The sequence below is a fragment of the Halopseudomonas litoralis genome, from assembly GCF_900105005.1.
Lineage (GTDB): Bacteria > Pseudomonadota > Gammaproteobacteria > Pseudomonadales > Pseudomonadaceae > Halopseudomonas > Halopseudomonas litoralis.
In genome coordinates this window covers 1,076,495-1,100,197 of sequence record NZ_LT629748.1, presented here as the reverse complement: position 1 = coordinate 1,100,197, position 23,703 = coordinate 1,076,495, and the positions used below count along the sequence as shown (strand labels likewise).

Genomic DNA, 23,703 nt, shown 5'->3' with positions numbered 1-23,703 from the left:
ACCATCGGTTGGGGGAAGCTCCGCGCCCACCTGCACTCAGAGCGCCACCCCACCACGCCCCCCCGATCGTTCTCATGCTCCTGCGTGGGAATGCATGTGGGATGCTCCCCGCCCCGTTTTTCACGCCGTGCAGGTGGCGGGCTTGGACGCTTCTGCTACTTCCCCTCCGCCAACAACTCCCGCAACACGTAGTGCAGAATCCCTCCTGCCTTGAAATAGTCCACTTCATTGCTGGTATCGATCCGGCACACCACTTCGAACTCGATCTGCTGACCGTTGCTGCGGGTGGCCTTGATCTTGAGTATCTGTCCCGGTCGCAGGTTATCGTCGATGCCCGGGATATCCAGCACCTCATGTCCGTCCAGCTGCAGGGTCGGCGCATTCTGGCCGTTTACAAACTGCAGCGGCAGCACACCCATGCCAACCAGGTTGGAGCGGTGAATACGCTCGAAGCTCTCGGCAATCACCGCCTTGACGCCCAACAGATTGGTGCCCTTGGCCGCCCAGTCGCGGCTTGAACCGGTGCCGTACTCCTTGCCCGCCAGCACCACCAGCGGCGTGCCTTCTTGCTGATAACGCATGGCCGCATCATAGATCGACATACGCTCACTACTGGGCGTGTGGATGGTCAAACCGCCCTCCTCACCACCCAGCATGCGGTTGCGAATACGGATATTGGCGAAGGTCCCGCGCATCATCACTTCATGGTTGCCACGCCGCGAACCATAGGAGTTGAAGTCCTCCGGCTTCACACCCAGCCGCTGCAGGTACTCACCTGCAGGCGAGCTGGACTTGATATTACCCGCCGGAGAAATGTGGTCGGTGGTGATCGAATCGCCGAACACCGCCAACACACGCGCCTGATGAATCGGCTGCAAGGGCTCTATCGGCTGGTCGATCCGCTCGAAATATGGCGGATTCTGCACGTAGGTCGACTGGCCGTCCCAGTTATAGGTATCGCCGCCACTCACAGCGATCGACTGCCAGTGTTCGTCACCGGTGAACACATCGGCGTAACGACTGCGAAACATGCTGTCTTCCACCAGGGCCACCGCCTCGGCGATTTCGGCGTTGGACGGCCACAGGTCGCGCAGGTATACCGGCTTGTTATCCCGATCCAACCCCAGCGGTTCTTCCTGCAGGTCGAGCCGACTGTCTCCGGCCAATGCATAGGCCACCACCAGCGGCGGCGACGCCAGCCAGTTGGCCTTGACCTGCTGATGCACCCGTCCTTCAAAGTTGCGGTTGCCCGACAACACCGCCGACACCACCAGATCATGCTCGCTGATCGCATGGCTGATCGGTTCCGGCAACGGACCGGAGTTGCCGATACAGGTAGTGCAGCCATAACCGACCAGGTTGAAGCCCAACTGGTCGAGATAGGGCGTCAGTCCCGCACGCTCAAGATAATCGGTCACCACCTTGGACCCCGGCGCCAATGACGACTTCACCCAGGGCTTGCGCTGGATGCCACGTTCAATGGCCTTCCTGGCCAGCAGCCCGGCCGCCATCATCACACTGGGGTTGGAGGTGTTGGTGCAGGAAGTAATCGCCGCGATGACGACTGCCCCGTTCTTCAGCACATGTTCTTCGCCATCAATCGTCACGCACACTTCAGCGCTCGGCCCGCCGACAGCGGTTCCACCACCGCCTTCATCTTCCAGGCGTTCCACATCGCGTACAGCAGAAGTCTGCAGTGCCAGCAGCTCATCAAATGCCTTGGGCACATCGGACAGCCGCACGCGATCCTGGGGTCGGCGCGGCCCGGCCAGACTCGGCTCCACTTCATTCATGTCCAGATGCAAGGTGTCGGTGAACACCGGCTCATGCCCCGGTTCACGCCACATTCCCTGCGCCTTGCTGTAGGCTTCCACCCGCTCGACCACTTCCGCGGGCCGTCCGGTCAGGCGCAGATAGCCGAGCGTAATCTCATCAATCGGGAAGAAACCGCAGGTGGCACCGTATTCCGGCGCCATGTTGGCAATGGTCGCGCGATCAGCCAGTGGCAGATCGGCCAGACCATCACCGTAGAATTCAACGAACTTGCCCACTACACCGTGCTTGCGCAACATCTGCGTCACGGTCAGTACCAGATCCGTGGCGGTCATGCCTTCGCGCAGCTTGCCGGTCAGCTTGAAGCCCACCACTTCGGGAATCAGCATCGACACCGGCTGCCCGAGCATCGCCGCTTCGGCCTCGATACCGCCGACGCCCCAACCCAATACCCCCAGACCGTTGACCATGGTGGTATGCGAATCAGTGCCCACCAGGGTATCCGGGTAGGCCCAGCTCTGGCCGTCAACCTCCGCTGCCCAGACGCTCTGCGCCAGATATTCCAGATTCACCTGGTGGCAGATACCGGTACCCGGCGGTACCACTCGGAAGTTGTTGAAGGCCTTCTGTCCCCAACGGAGAAAGGCATAGCGCTCACCGTTACGCTGGATCTCCATCGCCACGTTACCCTGAAACGCCGCAGCATCGCCGAAATGATCCACCATCACCGAGTGGTCGATCACCAGGTCCACTGGCGACAGCGGGTTGATGCGCTGCGGGTCACCGCCGGCCCGCGCCACCGCATCGCGCATGGCCGCGAGATCCACCACGGCCGGTACGCCAGTGAAATCCTGCATCAGCACCCGCGCCGGCCGGTACTGGATTTCCCGATCCGAATGCCGATTGATCATCCAGTCAGCCATCGCCTGGATGTCCTCTCGCGTGACGGTATCACCGTCCTCATGACGCAGCAGATTCTCCAGCAATACCTTCAATGACACCGGCAACCTGTTGATTTCACCCAACAGTTCTCCTGCCTTAGGCAAGGAATGATACTGATAGGTTCTGCCACCTACCTGTAGACTGCTCAGGGTCTGCAAACTGTTGATCGATGACATCAAGGTGCCTCCTCTTGGAAATACTCAATACCGACGAGTCATTCAAGAACCCGGCGGTTCGGTCGATAGCCTTGAGAATAGCCTACATAAAAGAACAATTGCGAACCGTCTCCACGAGGCTCCAGGAAAACCCATGCGCAAAAACCTGCCCGTTACCCAGCGGGAAAGAACATTCAGCTCCGACCAGCGACTGATCTCCACCACCAACCTTAAAGGCGTAATCACTTACTGCAACGATGAATTCATCGATATCTCTGGCTTTACCCGCGAGGAGCTGATCGGCCAGGCGCATAATATCGTCCGCCACCCCGACATGCCCCACGCGGTCTATACCCATCTGTGGAATGACCTCAAGCAGGGCCACAGCTGGATGGGTATCGTCAAGAACCGCTGCAAGAATGGCGACCATTACTGGGTCAATGCCTTTATCACGCCGATTCGCGAGAACGACCAGCTCGTCGGCTTCGAGTCCGTACGCACCAAGACCACTCCCGAGCAGGTAGCGCGTGCCACGCGCCTTTTTGCCCAGCTCAACGCGGGCAAGAAGGCTCTTCCCTTCGACTGGGCCGCCCTGCTGCAGGTTCTGCTGCCCGCCGCGCTGCTGAGTGTGCTCGGCGGGCTGGCCGTGCATTTTCTCGGGCCCTGGGGGCTATTGCCGGCCGCAGCGATCGCTGGCCCTGCCGGCTTCGTGCTGAAAAAAGTGCGCGACCGTACTCTGTTGCGCATGGTGACCGAGGGCGCGGAAAACACCATCAGCGATCCCTTTTTGGCGCAGATGTACACCGATCACTCCGGGCCGCTCGGTCAGTTGGAGATGGCCCTGAACAGCCAGCAGGCTCAATTGCGAACCTGCATCACCCGGGTTGCCGACGGTACACGGGTACTGCGGCGTCAGGCCCAGGATGTCAGCAATCTATCAAAAAGCAGCAGTGAACAGCTGGAGCGCCAGCGCAACGAAACCGACATGGTGGCCACCGCCATCAATGAAATGTCCGCCGCCACCCAGGAAGTTGCGAGCAATGTCCACCGCGCTGCAGATGCCGCCAACAGCGCCCATCAACAGACCGAACAGGGCAGCATGCTGGCGGGTCAGGCCCGCGATGCTATCGAGATGCTCTCCGCCTCGGTCGGTTCTGCGGCAACCCTGGCCTCGCAGCTGGCAGACGACGCCCAGGAAATCGGCACCGTGGTGGACGTGATCCAGAGTATCGCTGCACAGACCAACCTGTTGGCGCTCAATGCTGCCATCGAAGCCGCCCGCGCCGGAGAACAGGGTCGCGGCTTTGCCGTGGTGGCGGACGAAGTCCGCGCCCTGGCCAAGCGTACCGCCGATGCAACTGAACAGATCCATGGACTGATCGCCAACCTGCAGCAAGCCACCGGTCGTGCGGTCAGCACCATGCATGCCGGTAGCGAGCAGGCGGATCTGGGTGTCGCCCAGGTGACGCAGGTCGACGATGCGCTGACTAATATCCGCCGGGCCATCGGGCAGGTCAGTGACATGACCGGCCAGATCGCCAGCGCTGCCGAAGAGCAAGGTGCCGTGGTCGAGGAAATCAACCACAACATCACCAACATCGCCGCGCTGTCCGACCAGACCGCAACCCAGGCGCGCCGCAGTACCGAACTCAATCTGGAACTGGCCGCCACGGCGACGCACCAGAGCGACCTGGTGGAGCGCTTCAATCGCCGGTAATCAGACAGCAGAAGCGGTGATACACTGCGATCTTTGCGAAAAGGAATCCCTGCCATGTGCGGAATCGTCGGCGCAATCGCCCAGCGTAATATCACCTCCATCCTGCTCGAAGGCCTGCACCGGCTCGAATATCGAGGCTATGATTCGGCCGGCGTTGCGGTGTTTGCCGAAGACACCGGCATTCAACGGGTGCGCGCCACCGGCAAGGTAATCGAACTGGAGCGCGCCCTCGATGCCACCCCAGCCAAGGGGCCGCTGGGCATTGCCCATACCCGTTGGGCAACCCATGGCAAACCCGCCGAGCACAATGCTCACCCGCATATCTCCAAGGGACTGGCGATCGTGCACAACGGCATCATCGAGAACCACTCGCCGCTGCGCCGCAAACTGACCGACCTGGGCTACGTATTCACCTCGGAGACCGATACCGAAGTCGTCGCACACCTGATTGCCTGGCATTACAGCCAGAGCCGTGATTTGTTGCAGGCCTTTCGCAGCACTCTCGGCGAACTGCATGGCGCTTACGCGCTGGCGCTGATCCACGAGGATGAACCGCAGAACCTGTATTGCGCACGCATGGGCAGCCCGCTGGTCATCGGCGAAGGCAGCGGCGAATCCTATATAGCCTCCGACCCGCTGGCGCTGCTGCAGGTCACCGACCGCTTCCGCTATCTGGACGAAGGCGATCACGCCCGTCTGACCGTCAGCCAATGCGAGATCTGGGATGCTGAGCACCGCGTTGTCGAGCGCCCGATAAAACGCTACGAGCATGCTGCGCTGAGCCTGGACAAAGGCGAATACCGGCATTACATGCTCAAGGAAATCTTCGAGCAGCCCGAGGCCATCAACAATACCCTCAGCGGCACACTCGGTGATGATCATGTGCTGACAGCGATTCTCGGCCCGGATGCGGAAACGCGCCTGGCGACTGTGCAGAACATCCATATCGTCGCCTGTGGCACCAGCTATCATGCCGGTCTGGTCGCGCGTTACTGGATTGAATCCCAGGCCGGCCTGCCCTGTCAGGTCGAAGTGGCGAGCGAATACCGCTATCGCACCGTCGTGGTGCCCGCCAATACGCTGCTGATCACCCTCTCCCAGTCGGGTGAAACCGCCGACACCCTGGCCGCCCTGCGCGTTGCCAAGGACCAGGGTTACCTCGCCAGCCTGGCAATCTGCAACGTCGCCGGCAGCTCGCTGGTGCGCGAAGCCGATTGGCGTCTGCTGACCCACGCCGGCCCCGAGATCGGCGTCGCCTCGACCAAGGCCTTCACCACCCAACTGGTGGCACTGCTGTGGCTGACCACCGCGCTGATCCAGGTACGCGGGGCATCAGCTCAGCGAGTCGCCGACAACGTTGCCGCCCTGCGCCAGTTGCCGGCATTGGTCACCCAGGTCCTGGCGCTGGAGCCGGCCATCACCACCCTGGCCGAACGCTTCGCCAACAAGCACCACGCCCTCTTCCTCGGTCGCGGACCGCATTATCCGATTGCCATGGAAGGTGCGCTCAAGCTCAAGGAAACCTCCTACATCCACGCCGAAGCCTACGCCGCCGGCGAGCTCAAGCATGGGCCATTGGCGCTGGTGGACGAAGACATGCCGGTGGTCAGCGTCGCCCCCAGCGACAGCTTGCTGGAAAAGCTCAAGTCCAATCTGGAGGAAGTCCGCGCCCGCGGCGGCCAGCTGATCACCTTCGCCTGTGAAACCATTGAGCAGCCTGGCAACGACAGCGAAACCATCAGCCTGCCGCAAGTCGATGAGGTGATTTCCCCTATCCTCTACACCATTCCGCTGCAACTGCTCAGCTATCACGTAGCACTGGTCAAAGGCACCGACGTCGACAAACCCAGAAACCTGGCCAAGTCGGTGACGGTGGAATAAACCCCCGAACCTGCAGCACTTCAATAAGTCCGGGACGCAAAGCGTCCCGGACTGGCAACCTGTGCGGCGCTCTTCTATAAACCCAGTGTTGTTTCGTGGCGTTCGGCAAGGCGGCGATCAGTACGCGGCTGCATTGCCCTATCGATCGCTTGCGCCAGGAAGCTGCTCAGCGACTTCATATACACCGTTGATATATGACTTTTATCTTTGTATATCAATATGTTGCCAGCCACTGCCGGGCAGATATCGACAGTGCAGAAATAGTTGCTCATATCAATGAAGTGAACATGCTCGCCCGTCCTGCTCAGTTGATCCAAGGCCAGCGCCGGCTCCAGCGCAGCGTCTCGCGGACGCGAGCAAAGGGGTGAATCTGCACCGTTCATGTCCACGCAGGTGGGTACGTGAAAACCCATGAAAGGCGTATCGCGTACGGCAAGGATCTTCCGCCCCATGGCGCCCAGCTTCTGCCATTGCTGGACATAACCCTCGGGCATATGTTCAGGCCGGGTGTCGGTCGCCGCTACCGTTCCAGTAGTGAAAACGAAATCCGGCTCCAACTGCTCAATGGCCTCCAGCACGTTGTCATTCCACAGCGCACAGGAATTCTCCCGGTTGTCCGGTGACTCATCTGCCAAAGCAGTAAACCGGCAACCGTTCTTGGTATAGCTCACCAATCGCCAATGCCGCTGCTCGGCGAGATCATCCAGTGCGGGCACCCAATGGGTAGCGTGGGAGCTGCCAGCCACCGCAATCGTCAGCGCGCCATCCGCGTGGCCGTAATTGCAGGGTGTCGCCTCCGTGCCGTACAGGTTCTGATGACACCCTTCCCGATAAGGCTTGGGCACATCCCTGCTGGCCATGAACGGCTCGGGAATGATGTCGCCATCCGCCGCCGCATGCTGCAAATCTGCTTCCGCCAGCGCCCGGGCACCGGGATAGCGTGTGGCATCCACTATGTCCGGCACGCGGTAGTCTTCGGTCATCTCACGAACGTCATTGCGCCATAACAGTATCACCAGCACCAAAGGCGCCACCGCCACCACCGCCGCGGCATAGGCAAAACCAGGTGAGCGCCGGCCAAGCTGCGCCCGAAGCGGCGTCTCGACCAGCCGCGTGGTGCCATAAGCCAGCAACAGGGACAGTAACATGATGGCCACACCGCCATACCAGGCGACTGCCAGCTCGCCAAAGGTAGCGCGCAGGAAGATCATCACCGGCCAGTGCCAGAGATAGAAGGCGTAACTGATGCCACCCAGCCAGAGTAGCGGCCGGGCCGACAGTAACGCCCGCGCACTGCCAGAAACCGTATCCGCCCCGGCAGCCAGCACCAGTGCCGCCCCCAGTGACGGCCACAAAGCCGCATAACCCGGAAAGCTCAGCGATACATCCAGCACGAAGCCACAACTGATAACCGCCGCCAGCCCCAGCCAACCCATCAACCGCCGAATATCACGATCGACCGCAACCCAGGGCGTGACCGCCATCAGCCCGCCGAGGGCAAACTGCCAGACCCGGGCAAAGGTGTTGAAGTAAGCGAAGGTCTGATTTGCCGCCGTATGCATCACCGAAAACATCAACGAGACAATGAAAACACCTGCAAAGGTCAGCAACAACGCGCGACGACGACTCATCGCCAGCCAACTGCTCACACACAGCGCCAGCATGATCACGAACGGCCACAGGGCATAGAACTGTCCCTGCGCCGATAGCGCCCAATAATGTTGCACCGGGCTGGGCAGATTGTCGCGCGCCAGATAATCCACCGAATTCAGCGCCAGCAGCCAGTTTTCCAGATAGAACATGGCCGCCAGACTTTCCTTCATCGATGACATCCATAATGAGCGTGGCAACAGCAACCAGGTACCCACCAGCACCGCAGCGATCACCAGCAGTGCAGACGGCAACAGCCGTCTTGCAAGGCCAGCCCAGAAGATCACTGGGCGCACCCTGCCCTCTTGTTCATGCTGTCTCAGCAACGAAAGCGTGATCAGATACCCGGAGACCACGAAGAACACATCCACCCCACCGGATACCTTGTTCATCCAGATATGGAAGATCGCCACCAGCAAAGCCGCAAGTGCCCGCAGCCCTTCTATATCGCCGCGAAACGATCCGCCTGCAACCTCCGCGCCATTGTTGTGCTTTTCCATGTTCACCCCAGCTCGTTCAACGCATCATGAAAATGACTGGCGCGCTCCTTTGCGGCGCCAGCCATTGCCGGCATCGGTATCTCCGGCCAGCGAAACAACGTGCCCAATTTCAGATCCCATTCTGCCGGGTGCAACTTGAAAGCCCCTGCGCCTGGTGTAAAGGTGATTTCGCCGATGTAGATACACCCTTCAAAGAGGTACATATCCACCCGGCAATAGCCGAAAGGTTGCGCCAGCCGCCTGGCTGCATCAAGTATCTCGCCCAGATTGGTCGGCGCCATGGTGATAAATGGGTCGTTACTGGGAGGCAGGGTGTCGCCGAGCCGAAAGGGCAGGTCGCGCCAATCCTCCGAGAACAGGTTCTGGGTCATCCGGCCAAAGCGGCCATTGATGACCTGCAGAAACAGATAACTGTTCCCCTCCGCCGAATTGAACACGTGCACCTTGTAATCTGCTGGTGGCCCATCGGGTGTCAGCAAGGCCTTCTCGAACAGAACCTGAGGGCGGATCGCCTTGTAATGCCGCTCCCCGCGACGTTTGGAAAAATCCTCCCGCAGCCAGGAGTTACCCAAGGCGACCAGTTCGCCGATATCTTCCCGGGATTTGTCGAAGACAATACGAACCGACCCACTGCTGTTATTGGTCTTCATTACAAAACTGTCGGGTAAATTTTCAAAGTGTGACGCAGTTATCCATTCCACTGCCGTGTAGAGCGGGACGTTAAAGTTCTCGCCCAGAATATCTCGAATATACTCTCTAGCCAGGACCTTATCCGCCAGATGGGAGAATTGGGGTAATGGATACCGCATCCGGTAGTGCAACTTTTCCGACAACTTTTTCGGGTGATTGAAATTGCATAAGGTCCCATGTCTCTTCAGGTACCGAAGCTGGTACTCCACCCATTCCGGAAGCAGACCGACAACTGACTCAGCCAACGACGATTGCGCCTTTTGGGGCACCTTGTCAGCACGCTTGCGAATAATGTCCATATTTTCACCCCAATCAAATGAGGATACACCTGCGTCGGCGCGGCAACTGCAGGATTGCCTGTACCCGTTTACCCGATCCATTCAGGCATGAAACCAGCCGGCATGCCTTCACGAATCAGTAACGCCGGCCGTAACCGATCAATAACGAATGACTAACGTACACAGCGCATTCATCGAACTTCTGCCTTAATACCCTGCGTGATGCTTGCAGCAAGGAGACAGCATATGGATTCACAGCACAAACGACCCGCCAGGCTGTACCGATACTTCTTCGGTACAGCGGAATTCGATGAAGCAAAGTTCGAGCTGCAAATTGATGGAATTGTTGTAGCTATCGAACGCAGGCCATTGTCATTGTTGGCAAAAATTCTTGAGCACGCTGATCAAGTGGTTACCAAGCGGGAGTTGCTGCAGTCCGTCTGGGGCGGCCGGGTTACTGTCGATAATGTGTTGGCAAACGCCATGGCCAAGCTGCGCAAGGCGCTGGGGGATAACGCCCTGCAACTGATCACCATTCCCAGAGTCGGCTACCGCATCAAGGGACCGGTAAGAAAAATGGAAGCCGAGCCCGATTGCGACATCATTCCATCGCATTCGCGTGCAGCCATGAACACCTCGCTGTTTACTCGCGCCCGTATCATGCCGCCGCCCGTCGCCTATCATCATCTGGATGTGATTTCCCTGCACCCGTCTGGCGACCTCGGCACCGATGGAGTGACATATGAGGCACAAGCACACTCAGAGCCGGGCGCGCCTGCGTTCCACCCATCAGGAGGTGCCAGCCTGGAAGCCTGGGCCGGGCAACACCACCTGGATGTCATGCCCCTGGAACAACGTCTCCACCTGTTCATGAGTGTGGCAAAAGAAGTGTCCGTGCAGCATGTCAAGGGCAAGGTCCATTCATTTCTGCAACCGGCCAATCTGATCGTTTCCGAGGAAGGCAAGATTCGCATCACCACGCCGAGCAACACCCTGATGGATCCCGCCCTTGCAGAACACCACAGCAGCTGCCACTGCTTCTATCGGGCCCCGGAAACCTACCGCAACGGCGGAATATCCCAGCGCAGTGATATCTATTCGCTGGGTATTCTTCTGTATCAGATAGTGACCTCGGATTTTTCTCGACCCCTGCTTCCTGACTGGCGACAAGACATTACCAACAGATCGATCCAGCATACTATCGAAGCAGCCACGCACTCCTGCCCATCCCTGCGGCCGGGGTCTGTGGAAGAATTGGTTTTACCCCTGTACACCCACCGCATCGGACATCACCAAAAGCCTGAAACCTGGACTGTGGCTTTGGAAAACATGCTCCGACAGTAACGAAGCCTTTTATCAACTGTTTATCTCAAACGTGCAGTAGCCGTTGTGGCTGCCGTATGCCCGCCTGAGATGTTTGACCCCTACAAGAAATTCAACAGTTTTCAGGATCCAACTGCAAATCCTGGGGCGGTAGCGTGCCTGAAGAAGGCCATGCCAGAGCTTTACCACCATCTTCATTTTTGCGCGTGCGCAAGGGAATTTATGCAAAACACTACCTCTCCCTACCGGAATCAGAGCAATACCGACGAGATCGACCTGGCGGTCCTTTTCGGCGCACTTATTGACGGCAAATGGATCATCGCCGGCCTGACGCTGGTCTTCGCCCTGATCGGCATGACCTACGCCCTATTGGCCACCCCGATATACCAAGCCAACGCACTGATCCAGATCGAGGAAAAAAGCGGTGGCCTGGCGGGAATGTCCGAGCTGTCGGATGTATTCGGCGGCCCCTCCAAGTCCGTTACCGAGATCGAACTGATCAAATCCAGAGCCGTGATCGGCCAGGCCGTCAGGAATCTCAAGCTGGATACAGTAGCGTCGCCCGACTACTTCCCCTTCATTGGAGAATGGGCAGCGCGACGCTTCCGGCCGCACTTTTCCGGCGAGCTGGCCCTGCCCTGGTTCGGCCTGTCCGAATATGCCTGGGGCGGCGAGGAGTTGGACATTTTTCAACTGGATGTTCCTCCGGACTACCTGGACAGCGCTCTCACCCTGGTGGCTGGCGAACATGACTATTTCAGTCTCTACGATAGGCACGACGAGCAACTGCTGACCGGTCAGACCGGGCAGCAGATTGACCAGAACGGCTTCAAGGTGCAGATCGCCACGCTCCAGGCGCGCCCCGGCACCCGGTTCACCGTGACAAGAAATCGTCTGCTGAACACCATCATGCATTACCAGAACGAACTGAATGCCAGCGAGCGCGCTCGAGATTCCGGCATCATCAGTCTCAGCCTGCAACATGCCGATCATCACCATTCCATTCGCGTTCTGGATGAGGTCAGTCGGCTGTACGTGCGTCAGAATGTCGAGCGCAATTCTGCCGAAGCCGCGCAGAGCCTGGAATTTCTGCGTGAGCAGCTGCCGTTGATACGCTCCGAGCTGGAGCGTTACGAGCAGGTGCTCAATGACTTCCAGATGAGCAGTAAATCGGTGGATATCTCCATCGAGACCCAGTCGGTGCTGAATCAGATCATCGAACTGGACACATTGATCTCCGAACAGGACCTCAAGCGCACCGAGCTGCAGCGTCGCTTTACCGGTGAACACCCCTCCTACCAGATTCTGCTCGAGCAGACCCAGCAGCTGCAGCGCCAGCGCAACGAACTGAGCAAGAAGGTGGATGAGCTACCCGAGACCCAGCAGGAACTGCTGCGCCTGTCCCGGGATGTCGCCGTCACCACCGAGGTGTATACCGCGATGCTCAACCGCTCCAAGGAGCTGGACGTGCTGCGCGCCGGCACGGTGGGCAACGTGCGCATCATCGACGCCGCCGACGCCAGCGTAACCCGCCCGGTCAAACCGAAGAAAGCGCTGATCACTGTGCTGGCCACCCTGTTCGGCGGGTTTCTTGGCGTCGCCCTGGTGCTGCTGCGGCAGATCCACAACAGCGGCGTGGAGAACCCGGAAATCATCGAGCAACTCGGCCTGCCGGTGTATGCCGCCATCCCCTTCAGCAAGGACCAGGAGCACCTGGAGAAGAATCTGCGCAGCAACAGCCGGGCGGCCAGGCACGACACCCTGCTGCTGGCGATGCAGAATCCCGCCGACCTGGCCGTGGAGTCCCTGCGCCGGCTGCGCACCAGCCTGCATTTCGCCCACGCCGAGGCAAAAAACAACGTGCTGATGATTTCCGGCCCCAGCCCCTCCGTGGGTAAATCCTTCGTCGCCGCCAACCTCGCCGCCACCATGGCGCAGGCGGGGCGGAAGGTTCTGCTGATCGATGCCGATATGCGCAAAGGCTACCTCAACAAGGTGTTCCGCCTGCCGGCGAAGGATGGTTTGTCCGATCGGCTGACCGCCCGCATCGATACCGAGACGGCAATCCAGCATACCGAAATCGACAGACTGCACATGATCGCCCGCGGGCGTATTCCACCGAACCCGTCCGAGCTGTTGATGCACGAGAATTTCCGCCGCTTCCTTGAGGAGATCAACGACCAGTACGACCTCATCATCATCGATACCCCACCGATTCTGGCGGTCACCGACGCCTCCATCGTCGGTCGCCAAGCCGGCATCTCCCTGTTGGTCACGCGCTTCGGCCAGAACACGGCCCGGGAAATCGAAGCAGCCAAACGCTGTTTCGAGCAGGACGACATCCAGCTCAAGGGCGCCATCTTCAATGCCGTCGTCAAGAAGTCATCCGCCTATGGATACAGTCAGTACGGCCACTATTTCTACGAATACAAATCGGAACGGGCGTGAAATCCCCAGCCAATCTGCTCTGACGACGAGGAACGACCATGAAAGTAACCGTATTCGGCACCGGCTATGTGGGCCTGGTGCAAGGCGCCGTGCTGGCGGAAGTCGGCCATCACGTGGTGTGTGTGGATGTCGACCCCGACAAGATAGAACGTCTCAAACAAGGCGAGATCCCGATCTACGAGCCCGGCCTGGAAAGTCTGGTCAGGGATAACCATGCCGCTGGCCGACTGAAATTCACCACCGACGCAGCCGCCGGGGCACTGCATGGCAACGTGCAGTTCATCGCGGTCGGCACCCCGCCGGATGAAGACGGCTCCGCCGACCTGCAGTACGTGCTCGCCGTGGCGACCAGCATCGCCGAGCATATGGATGGGCACCGCATCATCATCAACAAATCCACCGTACCCGTGGGCACTGCCCGCCAGGTGCGCGAGACGGTCGATGGCATACTCGCCGGTCGGGACAACCCGGCATTGTCCTTCGATGTGGTGTCCAACCCCGAATTTCTCAAGGAAGGTTCAGCGGTCGCCGATTGCATGCGGCCCGATCGCATCATCATCGGTACCGACAGCAGCGACACCGAAGAAGTGATGCGCGAGCTGTATGCGCCTTTCAATCGCAATCATGAGAAAATCATCATCATGGGTGTGCAGAGCGCGGAGCTGACCAAGTATGCCGCCAACTGCATGCTGGCGACCAAGATCAGCTTCATGAACGAGATGGCCAATCTTGCCGAGCTGCTCGGTGCCGATATTGAAATGGTGCGCCAGGGCATAGGTTCGGACCCGCGCATCGGCTATCACTTCATCTATCCCGGTGCCGGCTATGGCGGCTCCTGCTTCCCCAAAGATGTTCAAGCGCTGATTCGCACGGCGGAGATCATCGATTTCGACGCGCGCATCCTCAAAGCCGTCGAGTCCCGCAACAAGGAACAGAAAACCATGCTGTTTCGAAAGATCTCCCGCCACTTTCAGGGCAACCTCTGCGGCAAGACCTTCGCCATCTGGGGGCTGGCTTTCAAACCCAATACCAATGACATGCGCGAAGCACCCAGCCGCGTACTGATGGAGGCGCTCTGGCAAGCCGGCGCCCGGGTCCGGGCCTATGACCCCGAAGCCATGGAAGAAACCCAGCGCCTGTATCTGCATTGCGATGATCTGCAGCTGTGCGGCACCAAGGAGTCGGCTCTCAAGGGAGCCGATGCGCTCATTGTCGTGACCGACTGGCAGGCCTTCAAGGCGCCGGATTTCGAGCTGATTCGTGAATACCTGAATGAACCCGTGATTTTTGACGGTCGCAATCTGTACGACCCCAAACGCATGCAGAAGAAAGGCTTCAACTACTACGCCACCGGACGCTGAGATGAAGATCGCCATCCTCAATACCCTGTACCACCCGTACAAGATCGGCGGCGCCGAAGTGTCGGTCCAGTTGCTGGCAGAGTCACTGGTCGATGGCGGGCATAGCGTCAGCGTGATTACCCTGCACGAGGCAACCGAGAGCATCGATCAGCTGAATGGCGTAACCCTGTATCGATTGCCCTTGAGAAATCTCTATTGGCCCTTTGCCGGCAACCCCAGCCGACCGCTGCGTCTGCTGTGGCACCTGCTGGATATCTATAACCCGCTGGCACGTGCCGATGTCTCCCGGCTGCTGAAACAGATTCAGCCCGATGTACTGCACACCAACAATCTGGCCGGGTTCTCCGTCGCCGCCTGGGACGCCGCGCACGCGCAGGGCGTCCCGGTCATACATACCTCACGGGATTATTACCTGATCCACCCCAACTGCATGCTGTATGCCGCCAACCAACACCAGAGCCCGGACTCGCTGTCCGGCCGGCTGTTCTCCGTGATCAAGAAATGGCGGTCCCACAGCGTGGGAAAGTATGTGGCGGTCAGCGATCATGTACGGACGTTGCACCAGAGACAGGGGTATTTCCGCCAGGTATCCGCCGAGGTGATCTATAACCCGGTAACTCAACCGGCGCTGGCGGAGCGTCAGACATCGCCGGCCGGTACCATCACCCTCGGCTACATCGGCAGACTTGAACCGGCCAAAGGCATCGAGACGGCATTGCAGGTCTGTCGGCGGCTCGGCCCGGCATACCGCCTGTTCATCGCGGGCAGTGGTGACAGTCGCTATATGACAAAGCTGCAACTGACCCACGCGGGCCTGGATGTAGCCTGGCTGGGGCATATCCCACCAGAGGAGTTCTATCCGGCGATCGACATCCTGCTGGTGCCGTCGCAATGGGCAGAACCGCTCGGCCGGGTAGTACTTGAGGCCAATGCCCATGGCGTCCCCGTGGTCGGCTCACGTTCCGGCGGCATCCCCGAAATCATCAGCCAGGGCGAAACCGGTTACGCCTGCGAAGCCACCGACATCGACGCCTTCGTTGCAGCGGTGGAACAGCTGGTCAGCCAGGACCAACAACAGACCCGCATGCATTGTCAGGCCTGGGCCAGACAGTTCACCAAGGAAAACATCGCTGCCCGCTACCTGCGCAATTATCAGAACCTGAGCCACAGCCACACCGACAAGCCGGCCCAGGCCGTGGGGCCATCTGAAGTCCAGAACCCATGAAACTCACTTATATTCGGCTGAACAGCGCATTTCTGTTGCTGGTGTTCCTGTTTGTCGTGCTCGGCAATCTGCCACGTTTCGTTCCGATAGCCGGAACATTCGGCAACCTGAACGCCAGCGAACTGGTGATCTATCTGTGCGCAGCACCCATTCTGATCAAGAATTTCAAACGGGTGATCACCTCACGGGCCGTGCTGTTCCTGCTGAGCATCAACTCCTTCTCCTTGGGTGTCGGCATCTATCACTACGGACTGGTGACCGAATCGATGTTCTACAACATTCGCCTCAGCGCCATGATTCTCTCGGGCTTCGCCGCCGGCGTCGCACTGCACTGGATATTTCGCGACGATATCACCCGAATGACCAAGGCCTTCGTCATTACCTATGGCGCAGCGACTCTGTTCAGCTTCATCCTGCTGATCATCTACCCCGACTCGACGGTCCTGTGGCTCAAGCTGGAACAGATGGGCATCAACTTCACCGGCGACCCGCACCAGTTTCGCCTGGTCTCCACCTATCTGGACCCGAACTTCTTCGGCACCATCATAGTGCTGCCACTGCTGATGGCGACACTGGTTATACAGCGCAGCGGTTATCTTGCCGTCTTTCTGATGATGGTCGTCGCCCTGCTGTTCAGTTTTTCCCGTTCGGGAATCTCCCTCGCACTGCTGGCCTTCGGCTGCGTGTTCGGCCTGAAGATGCTCAGCACTGTCACCCAGTACCAGAGCAAGCGCATTGGCATAGCACCGTCGCATGTGTATTTCCTGCTGCTGTCACCCTTTCTCGTCCTGGCGCTGGTGTATGTATTCGAAAGCCAGGTCGACCGGGTGGTCGAACGCTTTGTCACCACCCGCGATGACAGTTCCGCGCTGTCACGCCTCAAGGCATTCGACACCGGCATGGACCTTATTGCCCAGCATCCGCTGCTCGGGCACGGCTACAATTTTGCCATCGGACACCTCAAAGGCGGCACCAAGGTCGACTCCAGTCTGCAGATGGTGATCATGAGCTACGGCTTGATCGGCACGTTGGTGATCTTGCTCGCGGCGAGCCTCTGGGCCTGGGTCATCAGCAGCAAACTCCGGCAGCTATCTTCACCGCAACCGTCGCAGCTGTTCAGGAAACTGGTGATCTACATCGTGCTGACCCTGCTCTGGGCCGGGCATTTCAATCAGATCGTCTTCTACCCCTTCTGGCTACTGCCGGTGCTGGCGCTGTTTTTCTACTTTGACCAGCTCTGTGTGAGTCTGAAATCCCCTCAATTTTTCCGGAGCCGGTATGGAACATTCGCACATAGCCTTTGATTCCAGATGGATTGGCCAGAACGGTATTGGCCGGTTCGCCACGGAGTTGCAGGTCCGTCTCAACTTCAGCCACTTGTTTGACGATGCAAGCCATCCGGCGTCTTTTGCGTCCTCTCTCAAGCTGGGCCGCTGGCTCGCCGGCAGTGATGCAAAGGCGTTGTATAGCCCCGGTTTCATTCCGCCGTCAGGCAGCAAGGTGCCCTTTGTCTTCACTATCCACGACCTCAATCATATCGATATAGAACACAACAGCTCGCGCTTGAAGAAGCTCTACTACCAATGCGTCATCCGCCCGGCGATCCATCAGGCCGAGCGGGTACTGACGGTCTCGGAGTTTTCCCGCGGGCGCATTATCGAATGGGCAGACTGCGATCCCGAACGGGTAACGGTGGTGGGCAACGGCGTCAGCAACATATTCCATGCCGACGTCGCACCCATGCAGCCCGGCTATGCCTATTTCTTCTGCTGCAGCAACCGCAAGGGGCACAAAAACGAAAAGCGACTGGTGCAGGCCTTCAGCCAGAGCGGCCTGTACCGCGACAGCAAACTGGTCTTCACCGGCAGCACCGACGTCGAACTGCAACGATTGATCGACCGTAAAGGCCTGGCGGGACAGGTGGTATTCACCGGCCGCGTTTCCGAAACCCAACTGGCAGCCTGGTACCGCGGCGCCATCGCCACGGTTTTCCCGTCGCTCTATGAGGGTTTCGGCCTGCCCGTAGCCGAGAGCATGGCCTGCGGCACACCGGTGATCACTTCGGCGATTTCATCCATGCCGGAAGTCGGCGGCAACGCCGCGCTCTATATCGACCCGCGCGATATCGAAAGCATTTCCATGGCGATGATTGCTGTGGCAGGCAATTCGGAACTCAGCAGCAGTCTCGCCGCCAAGGGCATGCAACAAGCACGGAATTTCACCTGGGACAAAACCGCCAACCTGGTCAGCGCCGCATTGCACAGACTGCAAGCCCGCTGACCCGAACCCTTTCTTCGTGTCACTATCCATCTCAGCAAGGAATCCGCCATGAAAGTTGCCGTCGTCGTCGACTGGCTCACCGTCTATTCCGGCGCAGAACGCGTGGTCGAGCAGATATTGCAGCTCTATCCGGAGGCAGACCTGTTTTCCCTGATCGATTTTCTGCAGGACGATCAGCGTGCCTTTCTCAATGGCAAACAGGCCACCACCTCGTTCATCCAGCGCATGCCCTTTGCCCGAACCCGATATCGCAGCTACCTGCCGTTCATGCCTCTGGCCATCGAGCAGTTCGATCTGAGCCGATACGACCTGGTCATTTCCAGCTCCCACGCTGTGGCCAAGGGCGTACTGACCGGACCGGATCAGCTGCATATCTGTTACATCCACTCGCCGGTGCGCTACGCCTGGGACCTGCAGCATCAGTACCTGATGCAATCGGGGCTCAGCAAAGGCCTGAAGAACTGGATTGCCCGCTGGTCACTGCATTATATCCGCAACTTCGACGCACGCTCCTCGCTGGGCGTGAACATCTTCATCGCCAATTCCGAATTCATCGCCCGACGCGTACAGAAGTGCTATCGCCGCCCCGCCGAGGTGGTGTATCCGCCAGTCAATATCAATGACTTCAGCCTGCAACGAGACAAGCAGAATTTCTACGTCGCCGCCTCGCGCATGGTGCCGTACAAGCGCATGGAGCTGATCGCCGAAGCCTTCCGGCATATGCCTGACCGGCATCTGGTGATCATCGGAGACGGCCCGGACCTCGACAAGGTACGCGCCAGTGCTGCTGGCGCCAGCAACATCTCGGTCACCGGGTTTCTGCCTTTTGTCCAGATGAAGCGCTACATGCAGGACGCCAAGGCCTTCGTCTTCGCCGCCGAAGAGGATTTCGGCATTACCCCCGTCGAAGCCATGGCCTGCGGTACGCCCGTCATCGCCTACGGCAAAGGCGGCGCACTGGAAACCGTCATCGACGGCAAAACCGGCTTCTTTTTTCCTGAGCAAACCTCCGAATCACTCATCCAGGCCATCGAGCGATTCGAGAACGTCGGTCACAGTATCAGTCCGGACAGCTGCCGAGAACAGGCCGAACATTTCTCGGTCGAGCTGTTCCGCGAGCGGTTTTCTCGGACAGTCGACGCGGCCATACATGAATTTCAGCTGATTTCCTCTTCAACCCTCGCAGGAGTATGACCATGTTGCAGCCCGTAATAATGGCCGGCGGATCAGGTTCCCGGCTCTGGCCGCTATCGCGCCAGCTCAATCCCAAACAGTTTCTAACTCTGACCGACAGCAGGATGACCATGCTGCAGGCGACCATCAATCGCCTTCAGGGGCTGTCCTGCGCGCAGCCGCTGTTGATCTGCAACGAGCAACACCGTTTTCTGGCTGCCGCCCAACTGGACCACCTGGGCATGGACGATGCGCGCATCATCCTCGAGCCCTGCGGCCGCAATACCGCACCGGCCATCGCCCTGGCGGCGATCAAGCTGGCCACTGCCGGGCAGGACCCGTTGCTGCTGATCCTTGCAGCGGACCACCGCATCGCCGATATCGACGCCTTTCACGCGAGCGTCGAGGCAGCGATTCCCCTGGCCGAAGCCGGCAAACTGGTCACCTTCGGCATTGTCCCCACTGCGGCTGAAACCGGTTACGGCTATATCCAGCAAGGCGAGCAATTGAGCGACAAGGCTTTCAGCGTCAATCGCTTCGTGGAAAAACCCGACGCCGACACCGCCAGCGACTATGTGCAGTCCGGGCAATACTTCTGGAACAGCGGCATGTTCCTGTTCCGCGCCTCGCGTTATCTGGAAGAGCTGGCAACCCATCGTCCCGACATTCTTGCCTGCTGTCAGCAAGCTGCATTGGGCAAGGCCTACGATCTACTGTTCACCCGAGTGGATGCCGAAGCCTTCGCCGCCTGCCCCGATGAGTCCATCGACTACGCGGTGATGGAGAACACCGCGGACGCGGTGGTGGTCAGTCTCGATGCAGGCTGGAGCGATATCGGCTCCTGGTCGGCTTTGTGGGATATCAGCGACAAGGACGCCCAGGGCAACGCCGTGCAGGGCGATGTACTGGCCCATGATTCTAAAAATACGCTTATCAGGGCCGAACATCGTCTGGTGGCAACGCTCGGGGTGGAAGATCTGGTCATCGTCGAAACCAAGGACGCCGTACTGGTCGCCCACAAGGACCGAGTGCAGGAGATCAAGACGCTGGTCGGAGAGCTCAGGACCACCGGGCGCCGGGAGCACATCAGCCATCGGGAAGTCTATCGGCCGTGGGGCGTGTATGACTCCATCAGCCACGGCCATCGCTATCAGGTCAAACACATCACCGTGAAACCCGGCGCCAAACTGTCCCTGCAGATGCACCATCACCGCGCAGAACACTGGATCGTGGTCTGCGGGACCGCCAGGGTAACCAATGGCGACAAGACCTATCTGGTGACCGAAAACCAGTCATCCTATATCCCGATCGGCCAGGTACATACCCTGGAAAACCCCGGTGTGATCGACCTGCAATTGATCGAGGTGCAATCCGGCTCCTATCTGGGGGAAGACGACATCGTGCGCTTCGAGGACCGGTATGGCCGGGTCGAGCAAGCGCCGATCAGCAGCAAAGCGTGACCCCTGTTGTTGCACCTGACATTCAGCCTGCGCGCCTCAGTCGCAGCGCTGGCTTAACCTCTGATCCTGCTGGTGCGCTGCCTTCGTAACTATCCAACTCGTCCTAATTCGGTGTCTGCCGGTCTATGAAAATCATCACCTACAACCACAACAAATCCACCGGCGTCGGTGGTATCCAGACGCTGATCCGCAACCTGCAGGATATCGCCGGCTCGATCAACACCGGTGCGGTGGAAATTTACCACGACCTCTACGGCTCGGAGTATTTCCAGGCCCGTCCGAACGTCGAGTATCACAAGATCTCGCGCTGGAAGATCACCCCCTGGAAGATAGGCTCGGCCATCAAACGTCTGCGCACCTATCATCGCCTGCTGAAAATGCAGCCTGGCGAGGAGGACTGGTTGATCGTCTTTCAGCCAACCAGCCTGTTCTTCATACCCCGCTCTGTGGCACGCTCGACACGCATCATTCTGGTGCAATCCAACAAACTGGAGTTCCTCTACAGCTCTTCGGTGGCCAGGCTGGCGATGCTGCTGAAAGGCCGCCATATCGATATCCACACGGTGTATACCGAGATGGACAAGAGCAAGCTGCGCCGTTTGTTCCCTTCGTTCAACGACCGAATCGCTGTCATCCCCCGGGGCTGCAAATTGGCCACCGGCAAGGCGACCGCCAGTTGCTCCAAGCGATTGGTAACCATCGCTCGGCTGGAGGAACGGCAGAAGAACTTCAAAGCCATGGTCGATATATTCCATCTTCTGCCCGCAGGTTACACGCTGGACATCTATGGCGATGGCGATCCGAATGAAATAGGCGCATTGATAAAACTGGTGGCCGATCACCCGTCCATCCGTTTTCGCGGCCCGGTCAAGGAGGTGGATGCGGTACTCCGACAGCATGCCGTGTTCATAATGACGTCACACTATGAAGGCTTCGGCCAGACGCTGATCGAAGCACGCAGCCAGGGCCTGCCCATCGTCGCCTTCGACACTTTCGACGCCCTGCCCTGGATAGTACAGAACGGCCGTAATGGCTTTACCGTCAGCCCCGGCGACCTGGCAGGCTTCGCCGAGCGGATCCAGAGCCTGACTACCGATGCAGACCTGTATGAGCGCTTCAGTCAGAGCGCACTGCTGCTCGCCCGGGAAACCGAAGCAAGCATCATCAATCGCCAATGGCAGAACCTGCTGCTCAACTGCGAACAATCGATGATCGGTTCACCCACAGCTCCCGAGCCCCACCGTCATTCGGCAGCCAGCTGACCCCTACCCCGCCCGCGCCGCAGGAACTCAGGTTTCCTGAAACACGAAATGGAATCTTCTCTCCGGGACTTTCCCCGGACCAATCAGGTATCCGCAATGCTGAACAATCAAGACGGCATCATTCGCTCCAACGAACCCATACTGGCAGTCATCCAACGCTGGCTGGATGTCCTGGTCATCAGCCTCGCGCTGCTGTTGGTCATGCTATGGCGAGACACGCCCTACACACCGCAACACTGGGTCAATCTGTTGGTCGCGCTGTTCACCTTCTATCTGCTGAATGACGTAAGCCAGCTGTATGGTTCGTGGCGGGGCGAACATAGCTTCCGTGAACACCGGCGGGTGGCAGGCAACTGGGGCGCGGCTTTCGTCAGCATGTTCGTGGCCGACTACTTTCTGTTCCACAACACCTGGCTCTCGGACCCGGACAAACTCTACTGGTTCGCCACCGGCCTGCTCATCCTCAGCGGCTACCGCATCGCCCTGCGCCAGATCATGCGCACGCTGCGCGCCAATGGCTATAACACCCGTACCGTCGCCATCGTCGGTGCCGGCCCCCTCGGCAAACGCCTCGCCAACAACATCATCAGCAATCCCTGGATGGGCCTGGACCTGCTCGGATTCTATGATGATCAGATCAGCGACGCCGTCTATCTCGACAGGAAACAGGGCTTCATGCGCATCCGGGGCGACCTCCAGGCGGTGGTCGGGGCAGCGCGGGCCGGTTATATCGACAAGGTCTATATAACCCTGCCCATGGGCGCGGAGGACAGGATCAAATGGCTGCTCGACCAACTCAGCGACAGCACCGCATCGGTCTATCTGATCCCCAATGTATTCATCTTTGATCTACTGCACGCGCGCAGCGAATCCATCAACGGCCTGCCCAGCATCAGCATCTTCGACTCCCCAATGGACGGCGCCAGCCGCCTGGTCAAACGGATCGAGGACATTGCCCTGTCAGCGATCATCCTGACCATCATCGCCCTGCCAATGCTGCTCATCGCCCTGGGTGTACGCATGACGTCGTCCGGCCCGGCGCTGTTTCGACAGAAACGCTACGGCATGGACGGCCGCCCCATCGAAATCTGGAAATTCCGCAGCATGACAGTCATGGAAAACGGCGGCATCGTCACCCAGGCCAAACGCAACGACGTCCGCATTACCCCCTTCGGCGCCTTCCTGCGCCGCACCTCCCTCGATGAACTACCGCAGTTCATCAATGTGCTGCGCGGCGAAATGTCCATCGTCGGCCCTCGCCCCCACGCCATCGCCCACAACGAGGAATACCGCAAACTGATTGCCGGCTACATGCTCCGCCACAAAGTCAAACCCGGCATCACCGGTTGGGCCCAGATCAACGGCTGGCGAGGCGAAACTGACACCCTCGACAAAATGCAGAAACGCATCGAATACGACCTGAACTACATCCGCCGCTGGACCCTCTGGCTGGACCTGAAAATCGTCTTCCTTACCATTTTCAAAGGTTTCATGAACAAGAATGCGTATTGAAATAACAGCACATCCCACCCCGGATCAACACTGTTGTTTCATAACCTGCAAGGTGCTGAAAGCGGGACGCAGA

General features: G+C 59.0%; 15 protein-coding genes. 12 read left to right on the top strand and 3 right to left on the bottom strand.

Annotated features, from left to right (window positions below; all coding sequences use genetic code 11):
* Positions 1–155: 155 nt before the first annotated feature.
* A complete protein-coding gene (gene acnA / locus BLU11_RS05430) occupies positions 156–2,891 on the bottom strand; it encodes an aconitate hydratase AcnA (RefSeq protein ID WP_090272412.1) in 2,736 nt (911 codons plus the stop codon).
* Positions 2,892–3,024: 133 nt separating this feature from the next.
* Between acnA and BLU11_RS05425 the strand changes: the two genes are divergently transcribed.
* Positions 3,025–4,587 (top strand): methyl-accepting chemotaxis protein, encoded by a 1,563-nt coding sequence (locus BLU11_RS05425; protein WP_090272411.1) that lies wholly within the window; start codon positions 3,025–3,027, stop codon positions 4,585–4,587.
* 54 nt (positions 4,588–4,641) lie between these two features.
* On the top strand, positions 4,642–6,468 hold the full coding sequence (gene glmS / locus BLU11_RS05420; protein ID WP_090272410.1) for a glutamine--fructose-6-phosphate transaminase (isomerizing): 1,827 nt from the start codon (positions 4,642–4,644) through the stop codon (positions 6,466–6,468).
* A gap of 74 nt (positions 6,469–6,542) precedes the next feature.
* Here glmS and BLU11_RS05415 read toward each other — a convergent pair whose 3' ends face one another.
* Together BLU11_RS05415 and BLU11_RS05410 are read right to left on the bottom strand one after the other, a co-directional pair.
* Complete coding sequence (locus BLU11_RS05415; RefSeq protein WP_090272409.1) at positions 6,543–8,618, bottom strand: acyltransferase family protein; 2,076 nt, start codon at positions 8,616–8,618, stop codon at positions 6,543–6,545.
* Positions 8,619–8,620: 2 nt separating this feature from the next.
* The gene (locus tag BLU11_RS05410) at positions 8,621–9,607 is read right to left on the bottom strand and encodes an ATP-grasp fold amidoligase family protein (RefSeq protein ID WP_157718564.1); all 987 of its coding nucleotides are present in this window, start codon (positions 9,605–9,607) and stop codon (positions 8,621–8,623) included.
* Between the two features lie 225 nt (positions 9,608–9,832).
* Between BLU11_RS05410 and BLU11_RS05405 the strand changes: the two genes are divergently transcribed.
* From BLU11_RS05405 to BLU11_RS05360, 10 genes are all read left to right on the top strand, one after another.
* Positions 9,833–10,930, top strand: a complete 1,098-nt coding sequence (locus BLU11_RS05405; protein ID WP_090272407.1) for a winged helix-turn-helix domain-containing protein — start codon at positions 9,833–9,835, stop codon at positions 10,928–10,930.
* Between the two features lie 201 nt (positions 10,931–11,131).
* Complete coding sequence (locus tag BLU11_RS05400; protein ID WP_090272406.1) at positions 11,132–13,357, top strand: polysaccharide biosynthesis tyrosine autokinase; 2,226 nt, start codon at positions 11,132–11,134, stop codon at positions 13,355–13,357.
* Between the two features lie 38 nt (positions 13,358–13,395).
* On the top strand, positions 13,396–14,718 hold the full coding sequence (locus BLU11_RS05395; RefSeq protein WP_090272405.1) for a UDP-glucose dehydrogenase family protein: 1,323 nt from the start codon (positions 13,396–13,398) through the stop codon (positions 14,716–14,718).
* A 1-nt stretch (position 14,719) separates the two neighbouring features.
* Positions 14,720–15,943 (top strand): glycosyltransferase family 4 protein, encoded by a 1,224-nt coding sequence (locus BLU11_RS05390; RefSeq protein WP_090272404.1) that lies wholly within the window; start codon positions 14,720–14,722, stop codon positions 15,941–15,943.
* Positions 15,940–17,247: an O-antigen ligase family protein gene (locus tag BLU11_RS05385; protein WP_090272403.1), complete on the top strand. Its 1,308-nt coding sequence runs from the start codon at positions 15,940–15,942 to the stop codon at positions 17,245–17,247. The genes BLU11_RS05390 and BLU11_RS05385 overlap by 4 nt, the downstream gene beginning before the upstream one ends.
* Positions 17,222–18,223 (top strand): glycosyltransferase family 4 protein, encoded by a 1,002-nt coding sequence (locus tag BLU11_RS05380; RefSeq protein ID WP_090272402.1) that lies wholly within the window; start codon positions 17,222–17,224, stop codon positions 18,221–18,223. Before BLU11_RS05385 ends, BLU11_RS05380 begins: the two co-directional genes overlap by 26 nt.
* 48 nt (positions 18,224–18,271) lie before the next feature.
* The gene (locus BLU11_RS05375; RefSeq protein WP_090272401.1) at positions 18,272–19,417 is read left to right on the top strand and encodes a glycosyltransferase family 4 protein; all 1,146 of its coding nucleotides are present in this window, start codon (positions 18,272–18,274) and stop codon (positions 19,415–19,417) included.
* Between the two features lie 2 nt (positions 19,418–19,419).
* A complete protein-coding gene (locus BLU11_RS05370) occupies positions 19,420–20,856 on the top strand; it encodes a mannose-1-phosphate guanylyltransferase/mannose-6-phosphate isomerase (RefSeq protein ID WP_090272400.1) in 1,437 nt (478 codons plus the stop codon).
* A gap of 125 nt (positions 20,857–20,981) precedes the next feature.
* Positions 20,982–22,118, top strand: a complete 1,137-nt coding sequence (locus tag BLU11_RS05365; RefSeq protein WP_090272399.1) for a glycosyltransferase — start codon at positions 20,982–20,984, stop codon at positions 22,116–22,118.
* Between the two features lie 96 nt (positions 22,119–22,214).
* A complete protein-coding gene (locus BLU11_RS05360) occupies positions 22,215–23,630 on the top strand; it encodes an undecaprenyl-phosphate glucose phosphotransferase (RefSeq protein WP_090272398.1) in 1,416 nt (471 codons plus the stop codon).
* The last annotated feature ends 73 nt before the right edge of the window (positions 23,631–23,703 follow it).

What these genes read in the sequence shown, in the direction of transcription:
- acnA (WP_090272412.1), bottom strand. Translation starts at nt 2,891, where the DNA reads ATGTCATCGATCAACAGTTTGCAGACCCTGAGCAGTCTACAGGTAGGT.
- BLU11_RS05425 (WP_090272411.1), top strand. Translation starts at nt 3,025, where the DNA reads ATGCGCAAAAACCTGCCCGTTACCCAGCGGGAAAGAACATTCAGCTCC.
- glmS (WP_090272410.1), top strand. Translation starts at nt 4,642, where the DNA reads ATGTGCGGAATCGTCGGCGCAATCGCCCAGCGTAATATCACCTCCATC.
- BLU11_RS05415 (WP_090272409.1), bottom strand. Translation starts at nt 8,618, where the DNA reads ATGGAAAAGCACAACAATGGCGCGGAGGTTGCAGGCGGATCGTTTCGC.
- BLU11_RS05410 (WP_157718564.1), bottom strand. Translation starts at nt 9,607, where the DNA reads ATGGACATTATTCGCAAGCGTGCTGACAAGGTGCCCCAAAAGGCGCAA.
- BLU11_RS05405 (WP_090272407.1), top strand. Translation starts at nt 9,833, where the DNA reads ATGGATTCACAGCACAAACGACCCGCCAGGCTGTACCGATACTTCTTC.
- BLU11_RS05400 (WP_090272406.1), top strand. Translation starts at nt 11,132, where the DNA reads ATGCAAAACACTACCTCTCCCTACCGGAATCAGAGCAATACCGACGAG.
- BLU11_RS05395 (WP_090272405.1), top strand. Translation starts at nt 13,396, where the DNA reads ATGAAAGTAACCGTATTCGGCACCGGCTATGTGGGCCTGGTGCAAGGC.
- BLU11_RS05390 (WP_090272404.1), top strand. Translation starts at nt 14,720, where the DNA reads ATGAAGATCGCCATCCTCAATACCCTGTACCACCCGTACAAGATCGGC.
- BLU11_RS05385 (WP_090272403.1), top strand. Translation starts at nt 15,940, where the DNA reads ATGAAACTCACTTATATTCGGCTGAACAGCGCATTTCTGTTGCTGGTG.
- BLU11_RS05380 (WP_090272402.1), top strand. Translation starts at nt 17,222, where the DNA reads ATGGAACATTCGCACATAGCCTTTGATTCCAGATGGATTGGCCAGAAC.
- BLU11_RS05375 (WP_090272401.1), top strand. Translation starts at nt 18,272, where the DNA reads ATGAAAGTTGCCGTCGTCGTCGACTGGCTCACCGTCTATTCCGGCGCA.
- BLU11_RS05370 (WP_090272400.1), top strand. Translation starts at nt 19,420, where the DNA reads ATGTTGCAGCCCGTAATAATGGCCGGCGGATCAGGTTCCCGGCTCTGG.
- BLU11_RS05365 (WP_090272399.1), top strand. Translation starts at nt 20,982, where the DNA reads ATGAAAATCATCACCTACAACCACAACAAATCCACCGGCGTCGGTGGT.
- BLU11_RS05360 (WP_090272398.1), top strand. Translation starts at nt 22,215, where the DNA reads ATGCTGAACAATCAAGACGGCATCATTCGCTCCAACGAACCCATACTG.